Below are 24725 nucleotides of genomic sequence, written 5' to 3'. Positions count from 1 at the left end.
ATGACTGCTGCATTCGATCCCAGTGCCTTTCTTGCCACCTGCAGCGGACGTCCGGGCGTGTACCGGATGTTCGACGACGCCATGCGCCTGCTTTACGTGGGCAAGGCCAAGAACCTCAAGAAACGCCTGGCCAGCTATTTTCGCAAAACCGGCCAGGCGCCCAAGACCGCTGCCCTGGTGGGCAAAATCCAGCAGATCGAAACCACCATCACGGCCAACGAAACCGAGGCGTTGCTGCTCGAGCAGACCCTGATCAAGGAGTGGCGGCCGCCCTATAACATCCTGCTGCGCGATGACAAATCCTATCCGTACGTGTTTCTTTCCGACGGCGAATTTCCGCGACTGAGCATTCATCGCGGCGCCAAGAAGGCCAAGGGTCGCTACTTTGGTCCTTATCCGAGCGCAGGAGCCATTCGCGAGAGCTTGAGCCTGTTGCAGAAGACCTTTTTCGTTCGCCAGTGCGAGGACAGCTACTTCAGAAACCGCACGCGTCCATGCCTGCAACACCAGATCAAGCGCTGCAAGGCGCCCTGCGTAAGGCTCGTGGAAGCGCCTGAATATGCCGAGGACGTGCGCCATTCGGTGATGTTCCTGGAAGGGCGCAGCAACCAGTTGACCAACGAGCTTTCCGCCAGCATGGAGAAGGCGGCGATGGACCTGCAGTTCGAAGAGGCCGCGCAACTGCGCGACCAGATCGGCCTGCTGCGGCGCGTCCAGGACCAGCAGAGCATGGAAGGCGGCAGCGGCGACGTCGACGTCATCGCTGCCTTCGTCAACCCGGGCGGCGCGTGCGTACACCTGATCACCGTGCGCAGCGGCCGGGTGCTGGGCAGCAAGAATTTCTTCCCGCAGGTGGGTATCGAAGAAGAAGTCGCCGAAGTCATGTCGGCGTTTCTCTCGCAGTACTATCTGGGTAGCTCCGAGCGCGACTTGCCGAGCGAGTTGATCGTCAACGTCATTCCCGAAGACCACGAAGCGTTGCTCGATGCCCTCGATACTTTGCGTGGTCGTGAACTGAGCCTCAGCCATCGCGTGCGCGGCACCCGCGCACGCTGGCAGCAGCTGGCCGTGACCAACGCCGAGCAGGCACTGGGCGCACGGCTCGCCAATCGCCAGCACGTGGCCGCGCGGTTCGACGCGCTGGCCGAGGTGCTGAACCTGGACGAGCCACCGCAGCGGCTGGAATGCTACGACATCAGTCACTCCAGCGGCGAAGCCACCGTGGCGTCGTGCGTGGTGTTCGGGCCCGAAGGGCCGATCAAGTCGGATTACCGCCGCTACAATATCGAAGGCGTCACCGCAGGCGATGACTATGCGGCCATGCACCAGGCCCTGATGCGCCGCTTCAGCAAGATCAAGGCAGGCGAGGGCAAGCTGCCCGACGTGCTGCTGGTGGACGGCGGCAAGGGCCAGTTGAACATGGCCCGTGAAGTGCTGAACGAACTGGCCATTCCCGACCTCATCCTGCTCGGCGTGGCCAAGGGCACGACCCGCAAGGCCGGCTTCGAAACGCTGTACCTTAACGATGTAGCCCACGAATTCACCCTCAAGGGCGACTCGCCGGCGCTGCACCTGATCCAGCAGATTCGTGACGAAGCCCACCGTTTTGCGATTACCGGTCACCGCGCGCGACGTGGCAAGACACGTCGCACCTCGACCCTGGAAGGGGTTGCAGGCGTGGGCCCCAAGCGTCGCCGCGAGTTGCTCAAGCATTTCGGCGGGCTGCAGGAAATCGCCCGCGCCAGTGTCGAGGAAATCGCCAAGGCACCGGGAATCAGTAAAAAGCTGGCAGAGTCGATTTATGCAAACCTGCACAGCGAGTAGAATGCCATCTCACCTTGCAGCCAGTTGTGCCGATGAATATCCCTAACTTGCTTACCGTACTGCGCGTCCTGCTGATACCGTTCTTCATATTGCTGTTCTATCTGCCCTACCATTGGAGCTACATGGCAGCCAGCACCGTGTTCGCCATAGCAGCGGCAACCGACTGGCTGGACGGCTACCTGGCCCGCCGTTGGGAGCAGAGCACACCATTCGGTGCGTTCCTCGATCCGGTGGCCGACAAACTCATGGTGGCGGTGGCCCTGGTACTGCTGGTGCAGGAACATGCCAACTTCTGGCTGACCCTGCCGGCGGCGATCATCATCGGTCGCGAAATCGTCGTCTCGGCGCTGCGCGAATGGATGGCCGAGATCGGCGCACGTGCCCAGGTCGCAGTGTCCAACATGGGCAAATGGAAAACCGCCGCGCAGATGCTGGCTTTGGTCATCCTGCTGGCCAACCCCAAGGCGGCCACCTTCTGGGTCATCCTGGGCTACGCCCTTTTGCTGGTCGCTGCCGCACTGACCTTGTGGTCCATGCTGCAATACCTGCGCGCCGCCTGGCCGCACTTGCGCATCACAGCCGAGAAGAAATAAAACTATTTTTGAATCAAGGGCTTGACGGGTGTCGCCGATTAGATAGAATGGCGCCCGTCAACACGATGCGGGAATAGCTCAGTTGGTAGAGCACGACCTTGCCAAGGTCGGGGTCGCGAGTTCGAGTCTCGTTTCCCGCTCCAGTTTGTTTGCGTGCAGCAGTTTCTTGCTTCACGTTTGGGGCCGAGTAGCAAAGTGGTTATGCTGCGGATTGCAAATCCGCCTACGCCGGTTCGATTCCGACCTCGGCCTCCATCATCGAGAACCCCGCAGATTAACGTCTGCGGGGTTTTTCTTTGGGCGATCGAAAAGGCATGTGTTCCAGAACTTCTGGGGATGTGTTCCAGAACCATTCTTCGACAGCTCCGCGATTGCGTTGACTCGTCGGTAGATCTTCTTGGCGATTTCGCGCCGCTGAGACATAGCCTCAAGTATCGAATTCAAATCATTGCTGGCACTCGAGAATCTTTATCCGATCCAGCGGTCAGTTACTCCCGACGTATCCTGTGTGTTGCCATTTACGGCAGCCCGACTGATAAAACTAATGGGGAGCTGCTGAGGCGTGAGTGAATTAAGTATCTGGCTGGAAGCCATTATTCTGGGGTTGGTCCAGGGACTGACCGAGTTCTTGCCGGTATCCTCCAGCGCGCACCTGCGCATCATCGGGCCATTGTTACCCTCTGGCGGTGACCCAGGCGCTGCGTTCACCGCCATCACCCAGCTGGGTACCGAAGCAGCAGTGCTGTTGTACTTTCGCAAGGACATCCTGCGCATTGTCATGGCTTGGATCAAGTCGCTGGCTGACGCCTCTTGCCGCAGCCATCCGGACGCCAGAATGGGCTGGCTGATCATCATCGGCACCTTGCCGATCTCGATCCTTGGACTGCTGTTCAAGGACTATATCGAAGGAAGCCTGCGCAATCTTTACCTCACGGCAACCATGCTCATCGTGTTCGCGCTGATCTTGGCCGCAGCGGACAAGATGGGGCGCAAGGAGCGCAAGCTCAATCAACTGACCTGGACCCATGGCCTGGTTTTCGGCTTTGCCCAGGCGCTGGCCCTGATTCCGGGCGTATCACGCTCAGGCGGCACCATCACCGCCGGGCTGATCATGGGCTACACGCGTGAGGCTGCAGCGCGTTATTCATTCCTGCTGGCGGTGCCGGCGGTGATCGCTTCGGGCTTCTACCAGCTGTACCGCAGCTGGGGTGAATCCAGTACTTTCTCCGGCGGCCCAACATTGCTGGCTACGATCATTGCGTTCGTCGTCGGCTACGGGGTGATCGTGGTCTTCCTCAAGCTGGTTTCGACCAAGAGCTACATGCCATTCGTGTACTACCGCATCGCGCTCGGCCTGGGCGTCATCGGGCTTCTGAGCATGGGCGCGCTCAGCGCTGTGTGACTTGTTGCGACGCGCAGGATGCGCCCTCGCTTCAAGCTGGCAAAGCTATGTGGTTCAATGGAAAGAAATCAGGAGGATCCGTTATGGGCAAGAATGCCAACAAGCCTTTCTACATCGCCGCTGTCCCTTTGCTTGCAGTCGGTTGCGTCTTTGCCGCGCTTGGCGCATCGGGTCAGGAAGCGTTCGGATGGACAGCAATCGGGCTGCTCGTGCCCGGCATCGTCATGCTGATCACCGGCGCCATGCGTAAGCGTCGAGCTGCCTGACAGTTCATCGGACAGCCCGTGCAGTCAGAACGGCGTGGGCTGTCGTCAGAAGTCCCATCGGGTGGTAATCATCACGTTCCTGGGCTCGCCATAGACGGCCGAGTTATAGAAGCCGATGTTGGTGTAGTAGTACTTGTCGAACAGGTTGTTGAGATTGACCGTGGTCGATAACGCCGGGGTGATCTGGTACTTGGCCATGAGGTCCACCACCCAGTATTGCTTCTGGGCGAAGGTTTCGTAGGTATCGCGTGGCGAATTCCAGATCTCTTGCCACGCCTTGCTCTGCCAGCGTCCACCGCCGCCCACCGTCCACTGGTCGAGCGCACCGGGCAGATTGTAGGTAGTGAACAAGGTGAACTGGTTTTCCGGCTCGAACGTCGAGATTTTCACGCCGCTGTCGTCGCGTACCACTTTATGGGTAAAACCGGCCTGCATCTGCCAACCTTGCGCCAGCTCCCCGGAGACTTCGAGTTCAAAGCCCTTGGTTTGCGCATCGGTACCCTTGAACGCGTAGTTGGAAGGCGTTGGGGTGAGGTTGTTGTAGTCGTCATCGGGCACTGACCGATTGCTTTCCTTGACTTGAAAGTAGGCCAGGCTGGCATTCAGCCGGCCTTCGAAAAACTCGCCCTTGATGCCCACTTCGTAGTTCTCGCCTTCATCGGGCTCGAGCAACTTGCGGTTTCGATCCAGGTTGTAGGAATCCTGTGCAATGAAGATGTCGGTGTAGCTGGCATACACCGACAACTGCTCGTTCAGGTCGTAGACCGTGCCGGCATAGGGGATCAGCCGGCCGCTTTCACGATAGGTGTCGTTATTGCCTGTCACGGTGTAGTTGACCAGGCGCCCACCGAGGATGAAATGCAGATCGTCGGTTGCGTTCAAGCGCGTGGTCAGGTAGACGCCGGTCTGCCGAACGACATCGTCGCTAATCTGCTGCGCGGTACCCCAGGCCGGTTTGTCGACGTTGCCGTGCCAGTTGAAGAAGTCGAGCTGGTTGCCATTGGGATAGGTCACGTCCCAGAAGCCCTTGCCTTGCCAATGCGACTTGCTGATCGAACCGCCCAGAACCACCTCGTGTTCGCGGCCCAGGAGCTGGAAAGGACCGCTGACATAGGCGTCGGCTGAATCGCTGCTGGTTTCGCCACGGTAGCGCTGGCCATTGAGCCGAGCCGTGCCGTCGACGGCTGGGGTATCGCCCTGGATCGAGCCCAGTTGTGCGTCATAGCCGTTGATCTTGTGGTCCAGTTGCAACTTGGTTACCCAACCATCACCGAACTGGTGCTCCAGCGTCGCGAATACCGTGCGCGTGTATTGCTTCCAGCTGCTCCAGTCGGCTGCGTTGCTGAAGGAGCGCTTGACGTCGTTGCGCTCGCCGGCGGCGTTGAGCAAAGGAAAACTGCCAGACCAGGTCGAACCGCGCGGATCATTGTTCTGGTAGTCGCCGCCCACGGTCAGCAACGTGTCCGGGGAAAGGTCGAACTCCAGAATGCCGTAGTACACCTCGGCCTGGCTGCCGTAGCGGTCCATGAAGGAATTCTTGTCCTGATAGGCCGCCACGGCACGCCCGCGTACGTTGCCGGTCGACGTCAGCGATCCGCTGACGTCGACTTCGCTGCGGTAGTTGTCCCATGAGCCTGCGCCCAGGCTCAGATGCCCCTGGAAATCGGTGGTGGGCTTCTTGCGGATCAAGTTGATCGTGGCACCCAGCGAGCCTGCACCCACCAGCAGGCCGGGTGACCCCTTGAGCACTTCGATGCGGTCGTAGACCGCCATGTCGCTGAGCGAGTTACCGGCCGAATAGCCGACATTGCGTACCGCAGATGGAATGCCATCGTACTGAAAGTTGTTGATCGAGAAACCGCGAGCGTAGTAGTTGGAGCGATCACTGTCATAGGCCGAGACGGTAATGCCTGGGGTGTGCCGCATCACGTCGTCGACATTGTCCAGCGCGAAGTCATCCATGTGCTGACGGGTGACGACGGTGACCGACTGCGGTGTCTGCCTGGGGCTGAGTACCAGCCGGGTGGCCGTGGCGATCAGGCCGGGTGTGTAGGAGCCGGTGCCTTCGGTGATATTGCCCAGTTGGTTGCCGGTGATCTGGGTGGGCGCCAGGTCGAGCCCGACACCGGCGGTCGTCAGGGCAATCAGGACGAAACCATCGCCCTGTTTCACGGCGCCGATTCCGCTGGCGCCCAGCAGCTCATCCAAGGCCTGGTCGGTACTGAATCGACCGTGCAATCCTGGGCTGCGCTTGCTGTCCAGCAGTTGCGGATCGAACACGATGGTCACACCGGTGCTGCGGCTGAGCTCGGTCAGGGCGCTGTCCAGGCTGCCCGGCTGGATATCGATCTGTTGCAGGTCGGCTGCCTGCACCGCAGAGGCGGCGATACCGGCAAGGCTCCAGCAGATCACGGCAGGGAAGACGGTTCGACCTAACAGGTGAGGGTGGAGGCGAGGCGAGGGGCGCTGGGTCACTTTGAGGATCTCGAACGGATTGAGTGAGGCATTCACTGAGCTATGCCGTCCCAGACTCGAAATCCCATCACTGCACCACGTTTTTTCACGCAGCCGAGCCGACGTGGGACCAATAGCGAGTAATCGCTCGTACGTGCAGCCCATGGGCGCGGGCGATCAGCGCCACCGACTGATCGGGGTGCAAGGTACTGAAGTTACCGCTGACAGGCAGCGTGGCAATGCGTTGTTCCCAGTTCAGGTAACCGGCCCGGTAGCGTGACAGCTCGCCGAGCACCTGAGCCAATGGCAGGTTTCGAACGATCAGCATGCCGTTGCGCCAGGCACCGTGGTCGGGGGCAGGCCCGGGTGTGCGCCGCAGCGCTGAGTGACTGACGAGCCACTGCTCTCCTGCGTGCATCTCGAGCGCTGCGTGCCCGGCACTCGCCTCCAGCTGGACGGTGCCCTCGGCGATTGTCAGGCACGTGTGGTCCCCGAACAGCCTGGCTTCGAAGCGTGCATGAAGCGCATCCACCCGGCAGTGCGGCGTTGTCAGCTGCAGGGGCAAACCACTGCCGGCTGTTGTCACACCCATCTCGCCGCGCAACAGGGTGACGCGTTGCACGCCTTCGAGGTCGGCTTTCACCGCGCTGTCGGTGTTGAGTTCGAGCAAGGTGCCACTGGGAAGTGTCCAGCGACGGAGTTCCCCCGTGCGGGTGCTGTAGTCGGCGAGCAGGCGTTGCCAGGGCGCGTACCGTTGGGTGCCACAGCCAATCGAGGCGGTGCCTGAACCCAGCACCAGCAGCTTGAGCAGTTGCCGCCGCTGCAGGCGTCCGGTGGGTAGCCTGTTCAGGGCGCTCATCGCGGCACTGGCGGGCAGCCGCGCAAAGGGCTCATTCAGGCCTTGCAGGCGTTGCCAGGCCAGGGCATGCCGGGCATCGGCCGCCAGCCAGTGCCGGAAGGCGTCGTGGGTCGCTGCGTCGGCTGTGTTGAAGCTGATCTTGAGCGACCAGTCGATGGCCGCATCGAGTATCTGCGGCGACACCAGGGTACATGGCGTGCTCACTGCGTTTCCTGCGCGAAGGTCGCGGTGTAGCAAGCGCGCAGTGCCTGGGCGAGGTAACGCTCCACGCTTGGCACGGATACCCCAAGCTCCCTGGCGATGGCGGGACACTTCAATCCTTCGAGCTGGGCGAGCAGGAAAGCCCGACGCACGATGGGGCGCAGGCTGTCCAGCAGGCAGTCGATGGCCACCAGCGCCTCGATCACCAGAAGTCCCGTTTCAGGAGAGGGGGCCTGTTCGCAGGGCAGTTCCGCCAGCGTTTCCAGCCAGGCCCTTTCGATATCCCGACGCCGCCACAGGTCGATGACCAGACCCCGGGCCACCGTTCGCAGGTAGGCACGCGGCTGCTCCATGGTTTGCACACTACGACGCTGCAGCAAGCGCACGAAGGTATCCTGCGCCAGGTCGGCGGCGTCGGCGGTGTTGCGCAATCGGCCATACAACCACGCCCGGAGCCAGGAATGGTGATCCTGATAGAGTCTTTCCAAGCCTGGGCCGGTGTGCGAAAGGTGCATGCAGGATCTCGTGGAGCATCAGATGATAAAGTCTCGCATTATCATCTGATGACCCGCAGTTTGAAACCTGCGATTTGAATCTTCGGCTCTTCGCCGGCACATCCAGGAAAACTGATCCCTGACCAGAACAGCGGACGCAGTGGAAGACAATACGCGCCCGACCGCTGGTGCAGCCCGACGACCGTTCATTCCATTGGCGCCAAACTAATGCCCCACAATAATGGCACTAAGATATCATGGGGTAGTCTAGTAAAATTCTGAATCATATTTTCCGGTGCCTCATGCAAGCCGTTCAAGCTCAACCGGCTCATTCCCCCGAACCGCACACCATGGCACTGGTCGAGCAGGCCATCGCAAGCGGCATGGGTGGTCTGACGTTCGACCGTGAACTGGAGCGTCGCTACGAGGCCGATACCCAGCGCCAGCGCCTGCAGTTCCTGACGTCCACCGGTATCTGCGGTGCAGTGATCTACAACCTGTTCCTGATCAGCGACTGGTTGGCCCTCGAAGATGTGTTCGCCTATGTGGCTGTAGGGCGCCTGCTGCTGATCACCCCAATGATCATTGCCATCCTGCTGCTGGCCCAACGCCTGACCTCGCGTCGAGCGCTGGAGACGGTGTCGGCGCTGGCCACGGTATTGTCCTCGTTGATGCCGCTGGTGGTGATGATCTACAGCGACAGTCCCTATCGCCTGCACTATCAGTTAGGCATGCTGTTGCTGATGGTGTATTGCACGATGATTCAACAGTTACCGTTTCGCTTCGCGGTGGCTGCCATGGCCAGCATGCTCGGCATCCAGTTGCTGACCACTCACATCGCGGGATTCATGGACCCGGTGACGTGGCGCGCCAATGCCTTCTTGTACGGCTCAACAGTGGTGCTGTTGCTGATGGCTTCGTATTTCCTCGAGCGTGCGAGCCGACTCAGCTATCTGTTTGCCTTGCGCGGGCGCCTGCTGGAAGTGCAACTGACCGAAATGGCCCGCACCGACCCACTGACTCAACTGTTCAACCGTCGGCACCAGGGCGATGTCACCGCCCAGCTGTGGCAGGCAGCAGGGACCGAAGCGACTTGCGTGACGGCGATCCTCATCGACATCGATCACTTCAAGCTCTACAACGACAGCTATGGCCACCTGCAAGGGGACAGCTGTCTCAAGCAGGTCAGTGCAACCATCAAGGAGTTGTCCCGGCAATCCAATGCCATGCCGTTCCGTTTCGGTGGCGAGGAGATGCTGGTGTTGCTGGTGGGGGCCGATAGCCAGCAGGCCAGGCAGTTGGGGCAGGACCTGTGCACGGCGGTCGCGGACCTGGGGCTTGCCCATCCCGCCCTGGGCGCCGGGGCACGCGTGACCATCAGCGTGGGAATAGCGATGGGCATCGCGCCCTACGTCACGGCGCACAACCTGATAGGTGCTGCCGACAAGGCCCTGTATGCCGCCAAGAACGCCGGGCGCAACTGCCTGCGGCAGGCTCCTTTCGAAGGCAGCGCGGCGGCTTGAACGGCAACCTGAACGGTCACTTCTGCAACGCCTGCAGGCGTGCCTCCTTGGCGTCGTCGAAAATCATGTACAGCGCCTCGATATCGGCCGGCTTGAGTTTGCGCGACTGTTCGAGTCCCAGGATCAGGGCAATTTCAAGCGCGCCTTCGCGCTCTACATCCGCTTTGGTGCTGGCGGCATTCAACGCGCGGACCAGGCCATTGACCGAGCCTCGTACGTCCTTGGGCAGTTTCAGTAGATCCAGTCGTTCCTGCGGCATGTGACGCTCTCCAGCAAAATAGGGGTGGTCGGTGGTCATTCCACCTGTGCTCAGCGCGTCAATTCGTGGCCGTACGGTACGCGGAAGCCCGACGCATTGCGATGACCGCCACCGCCGAACTGTTTGGCGACTTCCGACACGTCCATGCCTTCATCGGTGCTGCGCAACGAAAACGAGCGACCCTTGGGGCCATCCGAGTAGCACGCGGCAAACGGCTCGCCCTGGGTCATGATGTTGCCGGCATCGCTGGCGAACAATGAGGGTATGTTGGCCACCGGCACGTCGTGACCGCCGATCGACATTCGCCGCGCGGTGGCGCGCAGCAGATCGGCCACGGTTTTCTGTCGCTGCCGCTCGATCGCAATGCCGTCCGCCAGCAGCGTCTCGACGGGTGCAGCCAGCAGCGCATCCCACACGGCAAACTCCTGCGGATAGCTGAACAGATTGGACAGCACTTCGCGCGTGCCCGGCAGGTTGAACCGCCACAGGTCGCGGTCCTCGATGTGATCGATCAGGGCAGGGCGCGGCTGGCCGGCGAAGAAGTAGTCCCAGGCCAGGCCTGCGCCCGAGCGACTCATGTCGAAAAGCGCATGCACATTGCCACCTTCTGCATGTTCGCCAAAGGCTGGAGCCGGCGGTACTTTGAGCAGGTCGGCCTGGGCAGTCTTGTGGTGATCGAGCACGAGGATCGAAACAGCTTGAGCCGCCATCGCCATGAGTGTTTCGTAGTCGTAGGCAAAGTCGACGATGAGCACACGCCTGCCGGTGACATCGGGTGGCGGCTGACCGTGTCCGGCGGCATGAAATTCGACGTCAGGCCCAAGTGCCTTGCGCACTACCCAGGCTGCGCCGAAGCCGTCGGCACAGTTTCCGTGGTAGATGCAAAGCGTAGTGGTGGGGGCTGCGGTCATGTAAGGCTCCGGAATCGACGGGTAGTGCAGGTCGAGCATTCTAAGCGATTGCAGGGCCCGGCGCGTGATTGCCAGCGCCGAACCGTTCAATGTCCGGCGACCGTCCATCGCCACAGCGAAGTATTTCGCCGGCCCCGGCAGTCATTGTCATCTCAAGCAGTGCATTTCACATGGGCACTTTATCGTGGAAAAAAATATGTCGATTTCAACGTCCAGTCCGGATCAGCGTCACCATGCGATGCAGGCGTTGCTCGAGGAATTTTCGTTGCGCGGGGTCGACATGCAAGCGGTTGCCGAAGCGGCGAAGCTCAGGCTGCTGGGCAGCCCGCAGTTGTGCCTGCTACCTGCCGACTATCGCGTCCAGTGCGCCAAGGCGGTTGACGAGCTGATGGACCAGGCTACCCCCTCGCAATCCTGAACCTGCGCTTTTGCTCGGCCGTGTGGCCTCCCGCTAACTCGAGGTAATTGCAGCCATGGTCGAACTCGCCGATGACCTTTACCAGCAGATGGCGCAGGCGCCTTATCTGGTACTGACCGGGGCAGGCATCAGTACCGCGTCCGGCATTCCCGATTATCGCGATAGCGACGGGGTCAGGCGGGGCAGCGCACCGATCATGCATCAGGATTTCATCGCCAGCCCCGCCACGCGCAAGCGCTACTGGGCGCGGGCGATGGTGGGCTGGCGGGGTGTGCACCAGGCCACGCCCAACCCGGCTCACCAGGCGCTGGCAGCACTGCAGGGGCAGGGCCTGATCAGCGGGGTGATCACCCAGAATGTCGACGGGCTGCACGATGTGGCTGGCAGCCGCAACGTCGTCGAACTCCATGGCAACCTGCACCGAGTGGTCTGTCTGGATTGCGGCATGCGACTGCGGCGCGACGATGTGCAGTTGCTGCTCGAAGAGCAGAATCCTTACCTGCAGGACGTGCATGCGGTACTCGCGCCTGATGGTGATGCACAACTGGCAGCGCGCTTTCTCGAGGCATTCCGCATGCCCCATTGTCCTTGCTGTGGCAGCGATCTGCTCAAGCCTGACGTGGTGTTCTTTGGCGGAGGCGTCGAACCGGAGCAGGCTCGGGCCGCGTGGAAGGCAGTGGAAGCGGCGCCTGGCATGCTGATCGTCGGCACATCACTGATGGCCTATTCGAGCTTTCGCCTGTGTCAGGAGATGTCTCGCCAAGGCAAACGCCTGCTGGCGATCAACATGGGCCGCACTCGCGCCGATGGACTGCTCAGCATCAAGGTCACGCAGCCGTGCGAGCAGGTTCTGCCCCAGATAGCGCAAAGGCTGGTCCAGGGCAGCCAGTCGTCAACCTAACGCGGTATCCATGAACATCATTACCGCGAACCCCAGCATCAGGCCCAGCGTTGCCGGGGTCTGGTGACCATTGCGGTGGGTTTCAGGAATCACTTCGTGAGACACCACGAAAATCATGGCACCAGCGGCCAGTCCCATGCTGATCGGGTAAGACAGCGCGAACCCGCTCGACAGCCCAAGGCCCACCATCGCGCCCAGCGGTTCCATCAGGCCAGAGCCCATCGCCACCAGGGCAGCCTTGCCCGCGCTGAGTCCCGTCGCCCGCAATGACATGGCCACGGCCAGGCCTTCGGGAATGTCCTGCAACAGAATCGCGCTGGTCAGCGGAATGCCGACTGCAAGGTTGCCGTCGGACAGGCTCACACCGATGGCCATGCCTTCAGGCAGGTTGTGCAGAGTGATGGCCAACACGAACAGCCACACCCGGTGGATTCGTTCGGAATTGGGGCCGTGCCTGCCGGCGTTTTCATGTTCGTGGGGAATGACCTTGTCCAGTGCCAGCATCAAGCCCACGCCAAGCCCCAGGCCGAGGATCACCACCAAGGCGGCGACCGCAGAGCTGTCGGTGTGGGTATTGGCGGCTGCCAGGCCTGGCAGCAACAGCGAGAAGGTGCTCGCTGCCAGCATCATGCCGCCAGCAAAGCCGAGCATCACATCCTGTACTTTGGAGGATATTTCCCTGAGTGCCAGGGCGATCAATGCGCCCAGGGCAGTCGCTGCAAAGCCACCGGTGCCGCCCAGCAGTGCATACCAGGCATGTTGACGGTCGGCGTGCAGCAGGGCATTGACGATGCTCCATACCACCACCACCGCACTGACGGCCAGAAGCAGGCCGGTGAGGGTCCATAACCAGGGTTTGTCGCGAAAACGCTGTGGCCAGCTGTCGTTGGTGGCGGTGTTGGAAGGCATAGGGCTCTCTGGAAATTGCTGCGGGCTTAAGCATGGACCCGAATAAGCGACAGGGGTTGCGCTGCATGTGAATGGGCGTTGTAGGAAAAATCTTTTTTTAACTGCATCCAAATGCCCCGCTGATGAGTAGTACCTACAGCAGCTACACAAGGCGCTGCCGGTTCGATCACTCTTATGGAGCTTACGACATGAACAGCACACACCGTTTCTGCTTGGCCAACGTCCTCTTTGCCGCCACCTTCGCCCTGGCCACCACTGCCCACGCGCAGATGGATCTGCCTGCTCCGGTTCAGGTTCCGGCTGGCAACAAGGTCGCGATGGAAACCGTCGGCATGGGCGAAATCACTTATGAATGCCGTGACAAGGCCAATGCCGCTGGCCAGACAGAGTGGACGTTCGTTGGTCCCAAGGCCGTTCTCAATGATCGCTCCGGCAAGCAAGTAGGCACCTATTTCGGCCCGCCCGCCACCTGGCAGTCGGCAGACGGCTCCAAGGTGACCGGCACTCAGATTGCTGTCGCACCGGCCGGTGACGGCAATCTGCCTTACCAGTTGGTCAAAGCCAATCCGGTCGAAGGCAAGGGCGCCATGCAGGGCGTGACCTACATCCAGCGCACCGCACTCAAGGGCGGCGTTGCCCCGACCAGCGCGTGTACCACCGCGCAGAAGGGTCAGAAAGAAATCGTCAAATACCAGGCCGACTACATTTTCTGGTCCGCCAAGTAAAAGTCGTCTAGACACGGCGCGCGGAACGGCAAGTCCGCGCGCCTGGTCTACACTGCCGAGCGAGCTTCATTCTCCCACTTGCCATGGCGGTCTTTCTTGTCCTTGCCGGAAAATCCATTCGATTACGAAGTTGCCCTGCAAAACTGTGCCCGTGGCGATCGCCAGGCCCTGCACGGCTTGTATCAGCGCGAAGGCGGGCGCCTGTTGGCCGTGGCTCTGCGCATTGTCGGCGATCGAGCGTTGGCCGAAGATATCGTCCACGATGCGTTCCTGCGGATCTGGACGCAAGCCGCCAGTTTCGACGCGCAGCGAGGTTCGGCGCGGGGGTGGATGTTCACCATCACCCGGCACCTTGCGCTCAACCACATTCGCAGCAACGCGCGGTTGCGCGGGCTGAACGAGGACGATCTGCAGTCGTTGTCCACCGACGAGGCCGCAGATGAGGCACTGGGCAGTGCGCGGATCGACGGGTGCCTGGAGCAACTGGAGCCGCAGCGACGCCAGTGCCTGTACCACGCTTATCTGGATGGCTACACCCATGCCGAGATCGCCCAGCGGCTGGAAACGCCGCTGGGCACGGTCAAGGCGTGGATCAAGCGCAGCCTGGCATCACTGCGTGAGTGCATGGGATGAGCGAACGAAGCGAGACGGTAGAGCCCATGAATACTGAAGAACTGGCCAGCGAGTATGTGCTGGGAACGCTCGATGCAGAGCGGCGGGCAGAAGTCGAACGGCGATTGCCCACTGACCTGGAACTGCGCGCGGCGGTCGATGCATGGGACGCGCGCCTGTTGCCCCTGGCTCAACGCGTCACGCCTGTGCAGACGCCGGCGACGCTGTGGCCACGGATCCAGCGCAGCCTCGACAGCGCAGGCGCGCAGCCCATCCCGATCTGGTGGAATCGTCTGGGTGTCTGGCGCGGGTTGGCGGGCGCCGGGCTGGCGGCAACGCTGGTGCTGGGCGCGTTGTTGTTCAACGTTCGCGCGCCGGTGCCGGGTCCAGCCTATGTCGTCGTGCTCATCGCGCCTCAGGACAAGGCGCCAGGTTGGGTGGTGCAGGCCAGTGACTCGAGGGAGGTTCAGCTGATTCCGTTGAACGATACGGCGGTGCCGGCTGACCGCGCCCTGCAGTTCTGGACCAAGGCCGACAGCTGGCAAGGTCCTGTCTCGCTGGGTCTGGTGGAACCGGGGCAGAGCGTACACGTAGCCCTGGACAAGCTTCCGCCGCTGGAGAACAACCAGTTGTTCGAGCTGACCCTGGAGCCCAAGTCAGGCTCGACGACCGGCAAGCCAACCGGCCCCATCCAGTTCATCGGTCGTGCGGTCAAGGTGATATGACCCGGAACCGGGAGGCTTAAGGGCGCATGCGCTCTTCTTGGCAGTCCGGCCCGCCCATGTCGAACTCGCGACAGATCAACGGGCGATTCAGGTAGATACTGCAGCTCATGGAGCGTCGGTCCAATGCGGCACACCACCCATCGTCCAGGCGCGACATGGTTTCCGAACCCCATTCGTCCACTTCAATGAAGCGCTCCGGTACGCCGGTGTCGGTGATCAGCATGACTTCCAGGCGACAGCACTTGGCGGCGCAGCGGTCACAGCTGATGGAGGGGTCGATGTCGCTGGTCACAGCGATGTCATGCAGCGCAATCAAGGGTAGTGCCTGGCAGGAAGTGATCGGGGCAGCGTACCGGTAGTTGCGCCATTTCACAAAGCAAGGCGTGCACATCTAGGCGTCGGGCGACGGATTGCAGGTCAGGCTGCCTTTGAAGACTTGCGCTTGCGCTTGTTTTTCCACGGCGTCGCGCCTTTTGGCGCAGGACCGCTGATGACCATGCGCAACCCGGCGCAACGCTCCACCAGCTTGCTCATCCACGCCGATTGTTTGGCGACGAAGGTTTCCAGCGACATCTCACCGCTCTGCACCATGTCCAGCGCCTGCTCCCAGATGGCAGTGGTGCCCGGGTCGGCGATGGCTCGAGGTACCGCGTCGATCAGACTGAAGGCGGCGGGCGCCGCCGCCAGTGCCTTGCCCTGCTTGGTCAGGTAGCCGCGATCCAGCAGGCCCTGGATGATGCCGGCGCGGGTGGCCTCGGTGCCGATCCCGGTGGTGTCCTTGAGTTTCTGCTTCAGGCGCGGGTCTTCGACCAGCTTGGCGACGTTTTTCATCGCCTTGATCAAATCACCTTCCGTGAAGGGTTTGGGGGGTTGGGTCCACAGGTCCTTGAGCTTCACGTCACGTACCACGCAGCGCTGGCCCTCGATCAGCCGCGGCAATGGCTGCGGAGCCGGCGCTTCGCGACCCTTGGCAGCGCCGAGCGCCTGCGGTATGGCGCGCTTCCAGCCGGGTTCGACCACCTGCTTGCCGACCGCGCGCAACGCCTGACCGCTGCAGTCGAAGTCGGCCTGGGTGCGGTCGTATTCGTGATTGGGCAGAAACTGCGCCAGGTAGCGGGCGCGGATCAGGGTATACACCGCGCGGTACTTGCCCTGCAGCTTGTCGGGCGTTGCCGCAACCGCGGTTGGAATGATGCCGTGGTGGGCGCCGACCTTGGCGTCGTTCCAGGCGCGTGAGCGCCGCTGCTCATCGAGGTGGGGGAGCAACGCTGCCAGCCCGGGGTCGGCGCGGCCCAGGGCTGCAATGATCGCCCTGGCATCACCGTGCTGGCTGACCGGCAGGTAGCCGCAGTCGCTGCGTGGATAGGTGATGACCTTGTGGGTTTCATACAGTGCCTGCGCCACGTCCAGGGTTTCCTGTGCCCCCAGCCCGAGCTTTTTCGAGCAGACCTCCTGCAGGGTGCCCAGGTCGAAGGGCAGGGGGGCGGCCTCCTTGACGCGCTCGGTACGCAGTTTGTGCAGCGTTGCGTGGCTTGCCTGGCTGAGCGCTGCAGCGGCCTGCTGCGCCAGCGCCTGGTTGAGGCAGCGTCCTTGATCGTCGCAGCTGTCTGCTGGCGGTATCCACTGCGCCGTGAACTCGGTCTGTTCGCCGAGCAGTTGCACATCGATGGCCCAATAGGCGGCAGGGACGAAATCGGCGATGCTTCGGTCGCGGTCCACCACCAGGCGCAGGGTCGGGGTTTGTACCCGCCCCACGGGCAACACGCCCTGGTACCCCGCCTGACGGCCGAGCAGGGTGAACAGCCGGCTCATGTTCATGCCGATCAACCAGTCGGCCCGCGAGCGCCCCAGGGCGCTGTGATACAGGGAGAACGTCTCGGCGCCCGGCTTGAGAGCCGCCAGCGCCTTGCGAATCGAGGCGTCGTCCAGGGCCGACAACCACAGCCGCTGCACCGGACCGCGGTAGCGACAGTGATCGACGAGCTCTCGGGCGATCATTTCGCCTTCGCGGTCGGCGTCCGTTGCGATCACCAGCGCCTGGGCTTCACTCAACAAGCGCTTGACCGCCTTGAACTGGCTGGCCGTCTTGCGTTTCACCTGCATTTTCCATTGCTGCGGGATGATCGGCAGATCGGCCAGCACCCAGCGCTTGTAGCGCGCGTCGTAGGCGTCGGGCGGCGCGGTTTCCAGCAGGTGCCCGATGCACCAGGTCACCGTGACGGCATTGCCGATCCAGCAGCCATCACCGCGGCGCGTGGCGCCCAGCACCTTGGCGATGTCTTTTGCCTGGGAAGGTTTTTCGCAGAGAAACAGCCGCATAGGTACCTTGATGAAGAAGCCGTGCAGAGCCGTAGCATGCCAGACGTATCAAGACAGGCAAGCTTTATGTGTATGGATGTACAGTTTATGATGTTGCCTCATGTGAGCTCGGCCTGCAGTCGCCGCGCCTAATTTCCTCGTTAAAGGCCCGCCGCCGTGACCCCACAACAGGGTTTCATCCTGACGCGACATTGGCGCGACACCGCCGAAGGCACCCAGGTCGAACTGTGGCTGGCGACCGATGCCGGGCCGCGGCTGGTACGCTTGCCGCCCCAGCCTTCGGTCGCCTTCCTGCCCACACTGCAGCAGGAACACGCGCGGCGTCTGCTCGAAGGCGAGGTCGGTGTGGAGCTCAAACCGCTGGCGCTGCGCGATTTCGACCAGCAACCGGTGTCAGGCCTGTATTGCCGGCAGTACGGCCAGTTGCAACGTCTGGAAACCATGCTCAGGCAAGCCGGCATAGCAGTGTACGAGGCTGACATTCGTCCACCGGAGCGCTACCTGATGGAGCGCTTCATTACGGCAGCCGTGGTCTTCGATGGCCACTTGCAGGCCGACGGCCAATACCACGAGGCCAGGCTCAAGCCCGCGTCGGCCTACCGTCCACAGCTACGGCTGGCGTCGCTGGACATAGAAACCACCGCCCAGGGTGAGTTGTACTGCATCGGCATCGAAGGCTGTGGCCAACGTGATGTGTTCATGTTGGGACCGCCCAACGGCGATGCGCGCACGCTGGATTTTGCCCTGCATTACCGGCAAAGCCGGGTGGAACTGCTGCAAAGCCTGAATGCCTGGTTCGCCGAACACGACCCGGACGTGATCATCGGCTGGAACGTCGTGCAGTTCGACTTGCGCGTCCTGCACGAACACGCCAGACGCCTCAACGTACCCTTGTTGCTGGGCCGCGGTGGCGCGGAGATGACCTGGCGCGAACACGGCAGCGGCAGCGACCACTATTTCGCCGGCGCGCCGGGCCGGCTGATCATCGACGGGGTCGAAGCGCTGCGTTCGGCAACCTGGACCTTTCCCTCGTTCAGTCTCGAAAACGTGTCGCGGACGCTGTTGGGCGAGGGCAAGGACATTTCCACGCCGTACCAGCGCATGGACGAAATAAACCGCATGTTCGCCGAGGACAAACCGGCCCTGGCGCGCTACAACATCAAGGATTGCGTGCTGGTCACGCGGATCTTCGCCAAGACGCAACTGCTCACCTTCCTGCTCGAACGCGCCAGCGTTACCGGCTTGCCAGCGGACCGCAGCGGTGGCTCGATCGCCGCCTTCACCCATCTGTATCTGCCGGCGATGCACCGCCAGGGGTTCGTAGCGCCCAATATCGGCCAACGCCCACCCGAGGCCAGCCCTGGCGGTTTCGTCATGGAATCGCGGCCCGGCCTGTACGAGTCGGTGCTGGTGCTCGACTACAAGAGCCTGTATCCGTCGATCATTCGCACGTTCCTGATCGACCCGGTAGGTCTGGCGGAAGGTCTGGCCAACCCAGACGATCAACACTCGGTTCCAGGCTTTCGCGGCGCGCGCTTTTCACGTACGCGGCATTGCCTGCCCGCCATTGTCGCCAGCGTCTGGAAGGGGCGCGAGACGGCCAAGGCGCAGGGCAACGCGCCGCTGTCGCAGGCGCTGAAGATCATCATGAACGCGTTCTACGGTGTTCTGGGGTCCAGTGGCTGTCGCTTTTTCGACACACGCCTGGCGTCGTCGATCACCCTGCGCGGCCACGAGATCATGCGCCGTACCCGCGAGCTGATCGAGGCACGCGGTTACCAGGTGATCTACGGCGACACCGACTCCACGTTCGTCTGGCTCAACAGCGCCCACGACGAAGTCGAGGCCAGCCGCGTCGGCAAGGAGCTGGTGGCCGAGGTCAACCTTTGGTGGGGTCAGCACCTTCAGCGTGAATATGGAGTGAACAGCGCTTTGGAGCTGCAGTTCGAAACCCATTTTCGGCGGTTCCTGATGCCGACCATCCGGGGTGCGGAAGAGGGCAGCAAGAAGCGCTATGCAGGATTGGTCAGACGCGCCGACGGCCAGGACGAGATGGTCTACAAAGGACTGGAAAGCGTTCGCACCGATTGGTCGCCGCTGGCCCGTGAGTTCCAGAAGTCGCTGTACTCGAGAATTTTCCACTATCAGGGTTATCAGTCGTATGTTCGCGATTACGTGAAACGAACCCTGGCAGGTGAGCTGGACGACTTGCTGGTCTACCGCAAGCGACTGCGCAGGCCCTTGCACGACTATCAGCGTAACGTGCCGCCTCACGTTCGAGCGGCGCGCATCGCCGATGAACACAACCGCTCTACGGGGCGGCCCCTGCAGTATCAGCGCGGCGGCTGGATCAGCTACGTCATGACGGTGGCGGGGCCCGAACCTCTGGAAGTACGAGATTCAGCCATTGACTACGACCATTACCTGACCCGGCAGCTGCAACCCATTGCCGATGCGATCCTGCCGTTCGTCGACGACGACTTCAACACGCTGATCGGTGGCCAGCTCGGTCTGTTTCAGTAGGCTCAGAGGCTCTGGCTGATGAGCTCCATCGCCAGCGCCATGGCCAGGCCTGCTGTCACCCAGCCCCGCAGCCCCAGCCCCTGGCGTGCCTTGTGGTGCCAGCGGTCGTGGCCCAGCAGCGTGGCTGGCGCGAGCAGTTGGCGCCATTGCAGCTCGGTGGCATGGAAAGCGGACAGATGAGCGCCGTCGCTGTCCAGCCAGCGCCGGAAGTCGATGCGCTCGCTGGCGGTGGTCAATGGGCTTTGCAGCTTGACGTACCAGTGGATGGCCATGTTCTGGCCGGCAAGGAGAGGTGTACAGCAGGCACGCAGCGCGGCCTGCATCCTGGCTTCGACGTCGCCGACTGTCGTATGCAAGCGCTGGGCGATGTCCAGGTAGGGAAGTTCGTCGAGGCGGCTGTAGAGCAGGACTTGTCGAGTCCGCCTTGGCAGATCCAGCAATTGTCGATGAAGACGGTCCGGGTGTGGCTGGTCGTGAATGAGGTCTGACAGATCATGCGAGGGCGTGAGCAGCGGGGTCATCGGTGACACCTCCATTTGCGCGAAACCTGGTCATCTGTAGAGAGAAAGCGAGTTCGGACTTCCGTTTTCCGATGTTCTTTTGATATCATGCGCGCCATCTTTGCAGTGGCGCCTTCAAGTCGGTGAAGTTAGAAACCGACGGCGTGCAACGCTCTTCATTAGCCTGAAGATCCAAAAAAAAGACCCGGCAAAAAGCCGGGTCAAAAACCGTGATTAGCCTGATGAGGAGATAATCTGAAGGTCCGACCTAAGGCCCTTCGGATTATCCAACCGATCTCTCGACCGGTTGAGCTCAATAATAATCGTTATCATTTGCATGTCAAATGATTTGTCTGTGGTTTCCTGTTTTTCTTGTGCGCCCATCCCTCACTCCAGCGGCAGCTCGGTGGTCCGCTTGACTTCGCTCATGGCGATATTCGAGTAGGCTTCCTGCACATGGGGCTTCTGCAGCAGATGGTGGCGTAAAAACCGCTCGTAGCTGGCTATGTCCTTGGCCACCACCTTGAGCATGAAATCCATGCCGCCTGCCATCGTGTAGCACTCGAGCACCTGCGGGTAGCCGATGATGGCTTCCTCGAATTCGGTCAGGTGCCGCCGGCCGTGTCCGGACAGCTTGATGCTGACGAAGATGGTCATGCTCAGGCCGAGTTTTTTCGGGTTGAGCAGGGCAACCTTGCGCTCGATCAGCCCTTCTTCCTGCATGCGGTGGATGCGTCGCCAGCAGGGTGACTGGGACAGCTCCACACGTTCGGCGACCTGGGCCGCCGAGAGGTCCGCGTCGTGCTGGAGCAGGCGCAGGATGCGCCGATCGATCGGGCTGAGGCTGGTTTGCATGAATGAGTCCGGTTCTTGTGGTTATCGGGTCGACTTCATGCAGAGTATGGCTCGTTTCCGACGTTCTGCTCCAGTCACCCGCGCTGATCGGCCAAAATGCAACACGGAACGCTTAGCCTGCGATATGACCGAACTTGCCCGCCTGGTAGTCGGCGAAGGCCTGTTGGATTTCTTCGCGAGTGTTCATCACGAACGGACCGTAGCTTGCCACTGGTTCGCCCAGTGGCAAGCCGTGGCCATAGAGCAGCGTGGCTGGGCCGGTGGCTTCGACCGTTACCCTGTCGTGCGTCTCGTCAAGTTCGACCAGGTGATGGCATTGCAGCGGGGTCCCGGCGATCTCGGCCTCGCCGTCAACCACATAGAGAAAGACGTTTTCCCCCAGCGGTGCCGGCAGCGAGAGGCGGGCGCCGGGTTGCAGGTGTACGGTCATCAGGCACAGGCCGGTGAGGGACTCGACAGGCCCGCGCCTGGCGCCATGCCCATCGGACACATACTCGCCGGAAATCAGGCGGACCTCGGCCAGGGGCTCGGTGATCGTGGCGATGTCCGCGCCTTGCAGACCGACATAGGCCGGGGGTGTCATTTTCAAACGCCCTGGCAGGTTGACCCACAGCTGGAGGATCTCCAGCGGGCCGCCTTCGCGCTTGAACGACTGCGGCGACAGCTCGGCATGCACCAGCCCGGAACCCGCCGTCATCCACTGCACGCCGCCGGCACCGATGATGCTTTCATGGCCGCCGCTGTCCAGGTGCGACAGCTCGCCCTTGAGGATGAACGTGACCGTCTCGAAGCCACGATGGGGATGCGGCCCGAACGGCAGCCCCTGGTTGTTGGGAGGGTAGGTCTGCGGACCGTGGTGATTGAGGAAAAGAAACGGATCGAGCTGCTCGATGCCGGGGCCAGGCAGCGGGCGACGGGTGATCAGGTCACCGATGTCGTCGCGCTGCGCGGGAAACTGCTGGAGGACGGTTCGGGTCATGGGGCCTCGGGGTGCGGATAATCACTGCGGTGCATGACTATGCCGCACAAGCCCGTTGCCTGAACAGCTCAGCGGCGATCCAGCCAGACCGTCTGCGCGTTGCAGAACTCGCGCAGACCGAAGTGCGACAGCTCGCGTCCGTAGCCGCTTTTCTTGATGCCTCCGAAGCCCACGCGGGCATCCGAGGCACCGTAGCCGTTGATGAAGATCGCACCGGTTTCCAGGCGCTCGGTGAAATATTCGATCATCTCCACATCCCCGGTCCACACCGTTGCCGACAGTCCGAAATCACTGTCGTTGGCCAGTGCCAGCGCGTGGTGCGCATCGCGCGCCTCGACGATGGAGGCCACGGGGCCGAACAGCTCCTGATCGAAGGCGGTCATGCCCGGCTGCACGTTGGCAAGCACGGTGGGCGCGTAATAATTGCCGTCGCCGGCCAGCTTGTGTCCGCCCAGCAGCAACTGGGCGCCTTGCTCGATGGAAGCTTGTACCTGGCCATCCAGCTCGTCGCGCAGATCGAAGCGAGCCATGGGGCCGATATAGGTGTCGTCGAGCTGCGGGTCGCCCACCTTGAGGGCGCGCGTTGCGGCCACGAAGCGTTCGGTGAAGGCAGTGAGGATGCTCGATTCGATGATCAGGCGCTTGGCGGCGGCGCAGACCTGGCCGGTGTTCTGGAAGCGGCCGAGCAGGGCAGCGTTGACCGCTTCGTCCAGGTCGGCATCGGCCAGAACGATGAACGGGTCGCAGCCGCCCAGTTCCAGTACGCACTTCTTCAGCGCCGCGCCGGCTTGTGCGGCAATTGCCGAGCCTGCACCGACGCTGCCGGTCACGGTCACGGCAGCCACCCTCGGGTCGGCAATGGCCCGCGATACACCAGCGGGCTCGACGTTGAGCACACCGAACAGGCCTTGGGGCAGGCCCGCCTGGTCGAACGCCTCCCGCAGCAGTGTGGCGCTGCCCATCACGTTCGGCGCGTGCTTGAGCAAATAGCCATTGCCGGCCAGGATCACCGGAATGGCGCCGCGCAAGACTTGCCAAAGCGGGAAATTCCACGGCATCACCGCCAGCACTGGCCCCAACGGACGGTATTCGATGCGCGCTTTCTGGCCGGGCACTTGGGTCGCTTCGGCGGCGAGCATCGCCGGGCCGTGTTCGGCGTACCACTGGCACAGTCCGGCGCACTTCTCGACTTCGGCGCGCGCCTGGGTGATGGGCTTGCCCATCTCCCGAGTGATCATCTGCGCCAGCGGCTCACTCATTTCGCGTAGCACGTCTGCCACGCGCGCGATGACTGCGGCGCGCTCACCGAGCGCGACGTAGCGCCATTGTTCGAAGGCAGCGAAATTGTCGGCCAATGTGTGCTCGAGCTGAGCCTCGCTGTCGAACGGGTAGCGTTGCAGCTCGGCGCCGGTGGCGGGATTCATGGAAATGGCATGCGTCATGGCGTTTACCTGTCGAAGGAATATGTCAGCCACAATACGGGCGTGGTTAAATCATGAAAACTGAATAATAATAATCGAAACCATCTCGTTTGGAGAATGTATGGACCTCACTCAATTGGAGCTGTTTCGCGCGGTGGCCGAAGAGGGCAGCATTGCCGCCGCCGCTCAGCGGGTGCATCGAGTGCCTTCCAACCTCACGACGCGGATCAAGCAACTGGAGAGCGAGCTGGGGGTCGATCTGTTCATCCGCGAAAAGCTGCGCCTGCGCCTGTCGCCCAATGGCTGGAGTTTTCTTGACTACACGCGCCGCATCCTCGATCTGGTCGAGGAGGCGCGTCAGGCGGTCTCCGGCACCGAACCGCAGGGCTCGTTCGCACTGGGCTCGCTGGAAAGCACGGCAGCCGTGCGCATTCCCCCGTTGCTGGCGGCGTACCATCATCGTTATCCCAAGGTCGAGCTGGACCTGTCCACCGGGCCGTCGGGCGACATGCTCGACAGCGTACTCGGCGGGCGCCTGGCCGCCGCTTTCGTCGACGGCCCGTTGCGTCATCCACTGCTCGACGGCCGGGTGGTGTACGACGAGGAAATGGTTCTGGTCAGTGCGCGCAGTCATGCGCCGGTGTCCCGAGCCCAGGACGTCAATGGCGAAACCATTTATGCCTTTCGCGCCAACTGTTCCTACCGGCGGCATTTCGAGAACTGGTTCGTCGCCGACGGCGCCGCGCCTGGCAAGATCTTCGAAATGGAGTCCTATCACGGCATGCTCGCCTGCGTCAGTGCCGGCGCCGGCCTGGCCTTGATGCCGCGCAGCATGCTGGAAAGCATGCCCGGCAGCAGCAACGTCAGTGTCTGGACCCTGGCCGAAGAGTTTCGCTGGCTGCACACCTGGCTGATCTGGCGCCGTGGCGCAGGTTCGCCCAACCTGGCGGCGATGCTCGAACTGCTCGACGACAGCGTCCCTCAGACCTCTGCGGCCTCCAGGGCTTCGGCATCTGGCACTGCGCTGACCTAGTCATTCACAGGGGCGGGGA

General features: G+C 62.0%; 24 protein-coding genes and 2 tRNA genes. 14 read left to right on the top strand and 12 right to left on the bottom strand.

Annotated elements, in window-relative coordinates; genetic code table 11:
- From uvrC to IFT75_RS15455, 6 genes are all read left to right on the top strand, one after another.
- The gene (gene uvrC, locus IFT75_RS15480; RefSeq protein ID WP_122477420.1) at positions 1-1824 is read left to right on the top strand and encodes an excinuclease ABC subunit UvrC; all 1824 of its coding nucleotides are present in this window, start codon (positions 1-3) and stop codon (positions 1822-1824) included.
- A gap of 32 nt (positions 1825-1856) precedes the next feature.
- Positions 1857-2417: a CDP-diacylglycerol--glycerol-3-phosphate 3-phosphatidyltransferase gene (gene pgsA, locus IFT75_RS15475; protein ID WP_122477422.1), complete on the top strand. Its 561-nt coding sequence runs from the start codon at positions 1857-1859 to the stop codon at positions 2415-2417.
- 67 nt (positions 2418-2484) lie between these two features.
- A tRNA-Gly gene (locus IFT75_RS15470) sits at positions 2485-2560 on the top strand.
- 38 nt (positions 2561-2598) lie between these two features.
- Positions 2599-2672: transfer RNA gene (locus IFT75_RS15465), tRNA-Cys, on the top strand.
- A gap of 307 nt (positions 2673-2979) precedes the next feature.
- Positions 2980-3819 (top strand): undecaprenyl-diphosphate phosphatase, encoded by an 840-nt coding sequence (locus IFT75_RS15460; protein ID WP_342214381.1) that lies wholly within the window; start codon positions 2980-2982, stop codon positions 3817-3819.
- A gap of 83 nt (positions 3820-3902) precedes the next feature.
- Positions 3903-4085, top strand: a complete 183-nt coding sequence (locus IFT75_RS15455; RefSeq protein ID WP_192055539.1) for a hypothetical protein — start codon at positions 3903-3905, stop codon at positions 4083-4085.
- 45 nt (positions 4086-4130) lie between these two features.
- Here IFT75_RS15455 and IFT75_RS15450 read toward each other — a convergent pair whose 3' ends face one another.
- From IFT75_RS15450 to IFT75_RS15440, 3 genes are read right to left on the bottom strand one after another with little or no spacing between them, the layout of a single operon-like run.
- Positions 4131-6596, bottom strand: coding sequence for a TonB-dependent siderophore receptor (locus IFT75_RS15450; protein WP_446731075.1), 2466 nt, complete (start codon positions 6594-6596; stop codon positions 4131-4133).
- Positions 6597-6645: 49 nt separating this feature from the next.
- Positions 6646-7602, bottom strand: a complete 957-nt coding sequence (locus IFT75_RS15445; RefSeq protein ID WP_192055536.1) for a FecR domain-containing protein — start codon at positions 7600-7602, stop codon at positions 6646-6648.
- Positions 7599-8114, bottom strand: a complete 516-nt coding sequence (locus tag IFT75_RS15440; RefSeq protein WP_185793121.1) for a sigma-70 family RNA polymerase sigma factor — start codon at positions 8112-8114, stop codon at positions 7599-7601. Before IFT75_RS15440 ends, IFT75_RS15445 begins: the two co-directional genes overlap by 4 nt.
- A 281-nt stretch (positions 8115-8395) precedes the next feature.
- Between IFT75_RS15440 and IFT75_RS15435 the strand changes: the two genes are divergently transcribed.
- On the top strand, positions 8396-9616 hold the full coding sequence (locus tag IFT75_RS15435; RefSeq protein WP_185793122.1) for a GGDEF domain-containing protein: 1221 nt from the start codon (positions 8396-8398) through the stop codon (positions 9614-9616).
- A gap of 16 nt (positions 9617-9632) precedes the next feature.
- On the opposite strand, the gene IFT75_RS15430 is transcribed toward IFT75_RS15435, so the two are convergent.
- Both IFT75_RS15430 and IFT75_RS15425 read right to left on the bottom strand, forming a co-directional pair.
- Positions 9633-9875 (bottom strand): hypothetical protein, encoded by a 243-nt coding sequence (locus IFT75_RS15430; RefSeq protein WP_122477434.1) that lies wholly within the window; start codon positions 9873-9875, stop codon positions 9633-9635.
- Positions 9876-9925: 50 nt separating this feature from the next.
- Entirely contained in the window at positions 9926-10786 is an 861-nt protein-coding gene (locus IFT75_RS15425; protein WP_192055534.1) for a DHH family phosphoesterase, read from the bottom strand.
- Between the two features lie 196 nt (positions 10787-10982).
- On the opposite strand from IFT75_RS15425, the gene IFT75_RS15420 reads away from it, so the two are divergent.
- Positions 10983-11204, top strand: coding sequence for a hypothetical protein (locus IFT75_RS15420; protein WP_122477437.1), 222 nt, complete (start codon positions 10983-10985; stop codon positions 11202-11204).
- Between the two features lie 55 nt (positions 11205-11259).
- On the top strand, positions 11260-12105 hold the full coding sequence (locus tag IFT75_RS15415; RefSeq protein WP_192055532.1) for an NAD-dependent protein deacetylase: 846 nt from the start codon (positions 11260-11262) through the stop codon (positions 12103-12105).
- Here IFT75_RS15415 and IFT75_RS15410 read toward each other — a convergent pair.
- On the bottom strand, positions 12097-13014 hold the full coding sequence (locus tag IFT75_RS15410) for a ZIP family metal transporter (protein WP_185793125.1): 918 nt from the start codon (positions 13012-13014) through the stop codon (positions 12097-12099). The two genes, IFT75_RS15415 and IFT75_RS15410, sit on opposite strands and share 9 nt — an antisense overlap.
- 188 nt (positions 13015-13202) lie before the next feature.
- Here IFT75_RS15410 and IFT75_RS15405 point away from each other — a divergent pair, with 188 nt between their 5' ends.
- The 3 genes from IFT75_RS15405 (at position 13203) to IFT75_RS15395 (ending at position 15076) form a co-directional block, all read left to right on the top strand.
- Positions 13203-13739: a DUF3455 domain-containing protein gene (locus IFT75_RS15405; protein ID WP_192055531.1), complete on the top strand. Its 537-nt coding sequence runs from the start codon at positions 13203-13205 to the stop codon at positions 13737-13739.
- Between the two features lie 96 nt (positions 13740-13835).
- Entirely contained in the window at positions 13836-14372 is a 537-nt protein-coding gene (locus IFT75_RS15400; protein WP_192055529.1) for a sigma-70 family RNA polymerase sigma factor, read from the top strand.
- Between the two features lie 26 nt (positions 14373-14398).
- Complete coding sequence (locus IFT75_RS15395; protein WP_192055527.1) at positions 14399-15076, top strand: anti-sigma factor; 678 nt, start codon at positions 14399-14401, stop codon at positions 15074-15076.
- A gap of 16 nt (positions 15077-15092) precedes the next feature.
- Here the strand turns inward: IFT75_RS15395 and IFT75_RS15390 are convergent, their stop codons facing one another.
- Positions 15093-15392: a YkgJ family cysteine cluster protein gene (locus tag IFT75_RS15390; RefSeq protein ID WP_122715836.1), complete on the bottom strand. Its 300-nt coding sequence runs from the start codon at positions 15390-15392 to the stop codon at positions 15093-15095.
- A 101-nt stretch (positions 15393-15493) separates the two neighbouring features.
- Entirely contained in the window at positions 15494-17395 is a 1902-nt protein-coding gene (locus IFT75_RS15385) for a DNA topoisomerase III (RefSeq protein ID WP_192055523.1), read from the bottom strand.
- Positions 17396-17551: 156 nt separating this feature from the next.
- Between IFT75_RS15385 and IFT75_RS15380 the strand changes: the two genes are divergently transcribed.
- The gene (locus IFT75_RS15380; protein ID WP_192055521.1) at positions 17552-19918 is read left to right on the top strand and encodes a DNA polymerase II; all 2367 of its coding nucleotides are present in this window, start codon (positions 17552-17554) and stop codon (positions 19916-19918) included.
- A gap of 2 nt (positions 19919-19920) precedes the next feature.
- Here the strand turns inward: IFT75_RS15380 and IFT75_RS15375 are convergent, their stop codons facing one another.
- The 4 genes from IFT75_RS15375 to IFT75_RS15360 all read right to left on the bottom strand — a co-directional run bounded on the left by IFT75_RS15375 (position 19921) and on the right by IFT75_RS15360 (position 23694).
- Positions 19921-20439, bottom strand: a complete 519-nt coding sequence (locus IFT75_RS15375; RefSeq protein WP_192055519.1) for a sigma factor-like helix-turn-helix DNA-binding protein — start codon at positions 20437-20439, stop codon at positions 19921-19923.
- Positions 20440-20805: 366 nt separating this feature from the next.
- On the bottom strand, positions 20806-21273 hold the full coding sequence (locus IFT75_RS15370; protein WP_192055517.1) for an Lrp/AsnC family transcriptional regulator: 468 nt from the start codon (positions 21271-21273) through the stop codon (positions 20806-20808).
- A gap of 112 nt (positions 21274-21385) precedes the next feature.
- On the bottom strand, positions 21386-22252 hold the full coding sequence (locus IFT75_RS15365) for a pirin family protein (protein WP_192055516.1): 867 nt from the start codon (positions 22250-22252) through the stop codon (positions 21386-21388).
- 68 nt (positions 22253-22320) lie between these two features.
- Entirely contained in the window at positions 22321-23694 is a 1374-nt protein-coding gene (locus IFT75_RS15360) for an aldehyde dehydrogenase family protein (protein WP_192055514.1), read from the bottom strand.
- A gap of 100 nt (positions 23695-23794) precedes the next feature.
- On the opposite strand from IFT75_RS15360, the gene ptrR reads away from it, so the two are divergent.
- Positions 23795-24706 carry a putrescine utilization regulator PtrR gene (gene ptrR, locus IFT75_RS15355; protein ID WP_192055512.1) on the top strand — a complete coding sequence of 304 codons (912 nt, stop codon included), beginning with the start codon at positions 23795-23797 and terminating at the stop codon, positions 24704-24706.
- Positions 24707-24725: the final 19 nt, after the last annotated feature.

The sequence above is a fragment of the Pseudomonas sp. CFBP 8758 genome, from assembly GCF_014841725.1.
Taxonomy (GTDB): domain Bacteria; phylum Pseudomonadota; class Gammaproteobacteria; order Pseudomonadales; family Pseudomonadaceae; genus Aquipseudomonas; species Aquipseudomonas baltica.
Note: the sequence above shows the minus strand (reverse complement) of the source record. Positions and strands in the feature narration are given on the sequence as shown.

Coding starts and splice junctions, on each gene's coding strand:
- pgsA (WP_122477422.1), top strand. CDS start 1,857: ATGAATATCCCTAACTTGCTTACCGTACTGCGCGTCCTGCTGATACCG.
- IFT75_RS15420 (WP_122477437.1), top strand. CDS start 10,983: ATGTCGATTTCAACGTCCAGTCCGGATCAGCGTCACCATGCGATGCAG.
- IFT75_RS15385 (WP_192055523.1), bottom strand. CDS start 17,395: ATGCGGCTGTTTCTCTGCGAAAAACCTTCCCAGGCAAAAGACATCGCC.
- uvrC (WP_122477420.1), top strand. CDS start 1: ATGACTGCTGCATTCGATCCCAGTGCCTTTCTTGCCACCTGCAGCGGA.
- IFT75_RS15415 (WP_192055532.1), top strand. CDS start 11,260: ATGGTCGAACTCGCCGATGACCTTTACCAGCAGATGGCGCAGGCGCCT.
- IFT75_RS15370 (WP_192055517.1), bottom strand. CDS start 21,273: ATGCAAACCAGCCTCAGCCCGATCGATCGGCGCATCCTGCGCCTGCTC.
- IFT75_RS15360 (WP_192055514.1), bottom strand. CDS start 23,694: ATGACGCATGCCATTTCCATGAATCCCGCCACCGGCGCCGAGCTGCAA.
- IFT75_RS15365 (WP_192055516.1), bottom strand. CDS start 22,252: ATGACCCGAACCGTCCTCCAGCAGTTTCCCGCGCAGCGCGACGACATC.
- ptrR (WP_192055512.1), top strand. CDS start 23,795: ATGGACCTCACTCAATTGGAGCTGTTTCGCGCGGTGGCCGAAGAGGGC.
- IFT75_RS15410 (WP_185793125.1), bottom strand. CDS start 13,014: ATGCCTTCCAACACCGCCACCAACGACAGCTGGCCACAGCGTTTTCGC.
- IFT75_RS15405 (WP_192055531.1), top strand. CDS start 13,203: ATGAACAGCACACACCGTTTCTGCTTGGCCAACGTCCTCTTTGCCGCC.
- IFT75_RS15430 (WP_122477434.1), bottom strand. CDS start 9,875: ATGCCGCAGGAACGACTGGATCTACTGAAACTGCCCAAGGACGTACGA.
- IFT75_RS15395 (WP_192055527.1), top strand. CDS start 14,399: ATGAATACTGAAGAACTGGCCAGCGAGTATGTGCTGGGAACGCTCGAT.
- IFT75_RS15375 (WP_192055519.1), bottom strand. CDS start 20,439: ATGACCCCGCTGCTCACGCCCTCGCATGATCTGTCAGACCTCATTCAC.
- IFT75_RS15425 (WP_192055534.1), bottom strand. CDS start 10,786: ATGACCGCAGCCCCCACCACTACGCTTTGCATCTACCACGGAAACTGT.
- IFT75_RS15435 (WP_185793122.1), top strand. CDS start 8,396: ATGCAAGCCGTTCAAGCTCAACCGGCTCATTCCCCCGAACCGCACACC.
- IFT75_RS15455 (WP_192055539.1), top strand. CDS start 3,903: ATGGGCAAGAATGCCAACAAGCCTTTCTACATCGCCGCTGTCCCTTTG.
- IFT75_RS15440 (WP_185793121.1), bottom strand. CDS start 8,114: ATGCACCTTTCGCACACCGGCCCAGGCTTGGAAAGACTCTATCAGGAT.